The following is a 3,976-nucleotide window of genomic DNA, read 5'->3' as shown; positions in this document are numbered from 1 at the left end:
ACCACGGCGTCTCACCCAGATTGACGCGGAATCTCACCCTGATTGTCGCGCGGCATCAAAAGTCATCTGCCACCTCTCCACGGGTAGATACCACGGCCCCTTGGGCCGTTGCGCGAAGTCGCGATGATCGGAACTTCAACAAAACACTTTCTTCATCTTTTCAACGGGAAGCATCGTGATCTATGACAGTGGCAGGCCAAGGTGCTGCTTGACCTGAGCCACTGCATACGCCTCAGCCGCGGCCAGTAACGCTCTCGCGCCATACCCACCTGCAGCCTTGGCGCTAGATTTCACCTTTCCCCAAGCATTGGCATCTCGCATGACCGCGAGGAGCGTATACCCTTGGTCGCGGATTCGAAAATGGTCGCTATGCTTGCCGGACACCTCCAGTGCCCCCGCGTCCGCCAGCATCAGCGCATGGTAGTACCGCTTCTCACTCGCGTGATCGCCTTCATCCAGCGGAATGTAATGCACCCAATCTTCACCTGCCTCCAACTCAAACATGAGTTGCCGAAAGCACTCATCGTCTTTCTTCATTGTCTCGCTCCATCTGAGCCGCGAGACCAGACTATGAGGCAAGGCAAGAGAGTCGCAACAGGTCCAGGCCGCGCACCTTCGCTCCTTCACAGCCCCCTCCTTATCCGAGGGGGCTTTTTCATGCCGCCCTCACGCGCCGCAGCCCGGCGCTGGCAGGAAATCCATCCCGATTCTACAATTGCACAATCCTACATATTGGCAAATGCCAAAATTCCTACTTGAACTTTGGCATTTGCCAAATATACTGCCTCCATCGAACGCCGCCGGACATCATCCCGGCCCCGATGGAGGATCACCCGTGCAGCCCGCACTTGCCCATCAATCCGAAGAAGCGACCACGCCCGTCGGCGCGGCCACCCGTCACCTCGCCGTCGCCCAGGCGCGGCGCGCCCTGCTGGACACCGGCACCCCGCTGCGGCTGCGCCGTATGGCGTGGTTCGCCGCCAAATCCGATTTCGGTCACCCGGTAACGCAGAGCCGCTTCCTGCTGCTCTTCGGCCGGGCCTGACACCCGATCCGCAGCCCTGTCCCTGTGCTGCGGCCCGCGCCGCCACTCTCGGAACTCTGGCGCGCACTTCCCCCGGCCCGCTTTCCCCGAAAGACCAACACGGGCCGGGGGCTTTTCCTCTCCGAAATGCTGACACCCGGAGACAGGCATGGCCGACACCGACCGCACCGAACTGGATCAGGTCCGCGCAAGCAGTGAGGCCGCGGATCAGTTCATCGACGGGCTTCCAGCACGGCTGCGCTTTTATGCGGCAATGGGTGGCCAGACGACGATCGATCTTTCCGCCGTCGGCGCGATCCGACTGGCCAACCGGCTGGAGCGCAGTACCGCGCAGCCCCTGCTGGTCGTGATCCCGCCGCCCACGCTGCCCGAGCAGCAGATCGAGGCGTTGTGGCGCCGTCTCTGCGGCTGCCTGTTCCTCGCGCTCGCGGCGACGACCGCGGCGGACACCTTTTTTAACCTTCTGGCGCTGGCCCGCTGAGCCGCGCCCCACCCGTCTCCTTTGGAGGATCATCCCATGGCCGAGCCTGTCACAGCCCTTGTTCTGCTCGCTGACCTTTACATCCACCCCTTCAACACACGCTCCACCCCGCCCGATGCGGAGATTGAGGCGTTGGCCGACAGCATAGACCAGATGGGCCTGCTCCAGAACCTGTCCGGCTACATCGATCCGGCCGGGCGTCTTGGCGGTGATCCGACCGCACCCGAAACTGGAATCGGCATCGTCGCCGGCGGGCGCCGCCTCCGGGCGTTGCAGCTGCTTGCCAATCGCGGTGGGACGGATCAGGCCAGCATTACCGTGCCGGTCCAGTTCACCAGCGACGAGGACACCGCCCGCCTCTGGGCCAGCGCCGAGAACGCCGCGCGCCAGCCCCTCCACCCGGCGGATGAGGTCCGCGCCTATGCCCGGATGGCCGCTTCGGGCACGCAGCCGGCCATGATCGCCAAGGCCTTCGCGGTGACGGAGCGACATGTCCGCCAGCGGATGACGCTTGCCACCCTGCCGGTCGCTGCGCTCGACGCGCTGCGCACTGACCGGATCACCCTTGACCAAGCGGGCGCGCTGACCTCCGCGCAGTCGGAGGAGGCTCTGCTCGCCGAGCTGCGCCGCGTGCTTACCAGCACGTGGGGCGTCTCCGCCGCTAACATCCGGCAAAACCTGTTGCCCCGCGGCATCTCGCTCGACGACCGTCGCGTCAAATGGCTCGGGCTGGACGCCTACCGCAATGCCGGCGGCGTCATTCAGGAGGATCTGTTCACCGACGACACCCGTATTCTCGACGAGGCCCTGCTCGACAAGCTCTTCACCGATCGCCTGGAGGAATGCGCGGAGCGCGACCGGGGCAAAGGCTATGCGTGGGTGAAGATCCACACGAAGGATGCGTGGATCCCCTTTGATCTCATCGAAAAGCTCGCTCGCGTCGATCTCGTCGCCGTCGAACTGCCGGAGGCCGATGCCGCGGAGATGGAGGCCCTCTCCGAAGCCGATGACCTGACGGAGGAGGAATACGCTCGTCTGGAAGAGCTCGAGAATCGCGCCGCAGGCGACATATCGGACGAGGATCGGGCCGTCGCCGGCATCTTTCTCTACGTGGACGCGGGCGGCGAGCTGAAGACCAGCGGCCCGTGGCGGGAGAAGCCGCAGGCATCCGGGAGCGACGAGGTCGCGACAGCCAAGGTCGAGACGCTGCCCCAGTCCCTGACAGAGGACACACAACGAATTCAGCGTCTGGCCATCCAGACCGCCCTGCTCGGCAAGCCGGAACTGGTGCTCGACCTGCTGACCGTCGCTCTGACGGCGCCGATCTGGAACTGGCAGCGCCCGCTGTCGATCGGCCCGTCGCTGAATCCGATCGCGCCGGAGAAGGCGGACGCCACTGTGATCGACGAGCGCCTGACCGATGCCGTCAATGACGGCAAGGCTATGACCGGGAGAGACCTGTCCCTGACCCATTTGACCGACATTCAGGCGATGCCGAAGAAGGACCGCAACGCGCGGCTCACCGCCGCGCTGGCCCGCCTCTTTACCCCGGTCACCGGTGACTTTGCCGCCTCCGTCGCCCGCCTCGCCGCCGCCGATATCCGCAAGGTCTGGACACCGACGGCCGAGAACTATTTCGCCCGCCTCCCCGTCGCGCGGCTGGACAGGATCTGGGCGGAGCTGGTCCCGGATGGCGGACCGGACGGTGACGGCTGGCTGTCCATGAAAAAGGCGCTCAAGGCCAAAGACCTCGACCGCCTGTTCCGCGACCCCGATTTCCGGTCTGCGCTGTCCCTGTCGAAGGACGACTGCAAGCGCATCGATGCCTGGGTGCCTGCCGAAATGGAGTGGCCGACGCCATCGGACCAGGCTGACCCGCAGGAGGAAGCGGCATGAGCGATCCGATCCAGCCCGAACACCGGGCGCTGATGAACACCCTCGCGCACCTCATCGACGAAGCGCTGAACGGCCCTTTTCAACCGGGCGTCCCGCGCCGGATCGGGTTCGCCCTGCTGATATCCGAGTTCAACCGAATTGAGGACGGCCGGGTAAACTACATCAGCAACGGCGACCGGAGCAGCATGCTGGCCATGCTCCGCGAATATCTGTCCCGCGCCGAGAAGGATCGGCCCGGCGCGACCCAGAACCCCTGATCTAACAGGATCACGCCATGAAATTTATAACACTCGCTTTGGCGGGCTTGATGCTCGCACCCTGCGCATATGCCGGCGATCAGGAAAAATGCCTTGCCGCCGCTACGATGGCCCTGCGCGCCGCCTCCGCCGCTCAGGCGGGTATATCGCTGCCGGACTTTGCCGACACCCTGCCGGCGCGTGACATGTCGCAGATGGTGAGCGGCATCATCCTCGTCGCCTATGGCCTGTACCTGATCGGCGGGGACGAGCCGCGCGCCATTGCCGCCGAGATTTACGACGGCTGCATGGGGGAGG

At 64.7% G+C, this 3,976-nt stretch carries 6 protein-coding genes; 5 read left to right on the top strand and 1 reads right to left on the bottom strand.

The window, feature by feature from the left end; all coding sequences use genetic code 11:
• Positions 1 to 180: 180 nt before the first annotated feature.
• Positions 181 to 537, bottom strand: coding sequence for a DUF2513 domain-containing protein (locus RT513_RS20635; protein ID WP_088216923.1), 357 nt, complete (start codon positions 535 to 537; stop codon positions 181 to 183).
• A gap of 298 nt (positions 538 to 835) precedes the next feature.
• On the opposite strand from RT513_RS20635, the gene RT513_RS20630 reads away from it, so the two are divergent.
• The 5 genes from RT513_RS20630 to RT513_RS20610 form a co-directional block, all read left to right on the top strand.
• Entirely contained in the window at positions 836 to 1,045 is a 210-nt protein-coding gene (locus RT513_RS20630; protein WP_088216922.1) for a hypothetical protein, read from the top strand.
• 148 nt (positions 1,046 to 1,193) lie between these two features.
• Complete coding sequence (locus RT513_RS20625) at positions 1,194 to 1,526, top strand: hypothetical protein (protein ID WP_290687635.1); 333 nt, start codon at positions 1,194 to 1,196, stop codon at positions 1,524 to 1,526.
• Between the two features lie 36 nt (positions 1,527 to 1,562).
• A complete protein-coding gene (locus RT513_RS20620) occupies positions 1,563 to 3,422 on the top strand; it encodes a ParB/RepB/Spo0J family partition protein (RefSeq protein ID WP_290687637.1) in 1,860 nt (619 codons plus the stop codon).
• Complete coding sequence (locus RT513_RS20615) at positions 3,419 to 3,679, top strand: hypothetical protein (protein ID WP_290687643.1); 261 nt, start codon at positions 3,419 to 3,421, stop codon at positions 3,677 to 3,679. Before RT513_RS20620 ends, RT513_RS20615 begins: the two co-directional genes overlap by 4 nt.
• Before the next feature lie 17 nt (positions 3,680 to 3,696).
• Positions 3,697 to 3,976: hypothetical protein (locus tag RT513_RS20610; RefSeq protein ID WP_313534543.1), on the top strand; the 280-nt coding region annotated here is incomplete at its 3' end.

Source organism: Haematobacter sp. (assembly GCF_032102465.1).
Classification (GTDB): domain Bacteria; phylum Pseudomonadota; class Alphaproteobacteria; order Rhodobacterales; family Rhodobacteraceae; genus Haematobacter.
Note: the sequence above shows the minus strand (reverse complement) of the source record. Positions and strands in the feature narration are given on the sequence as shown.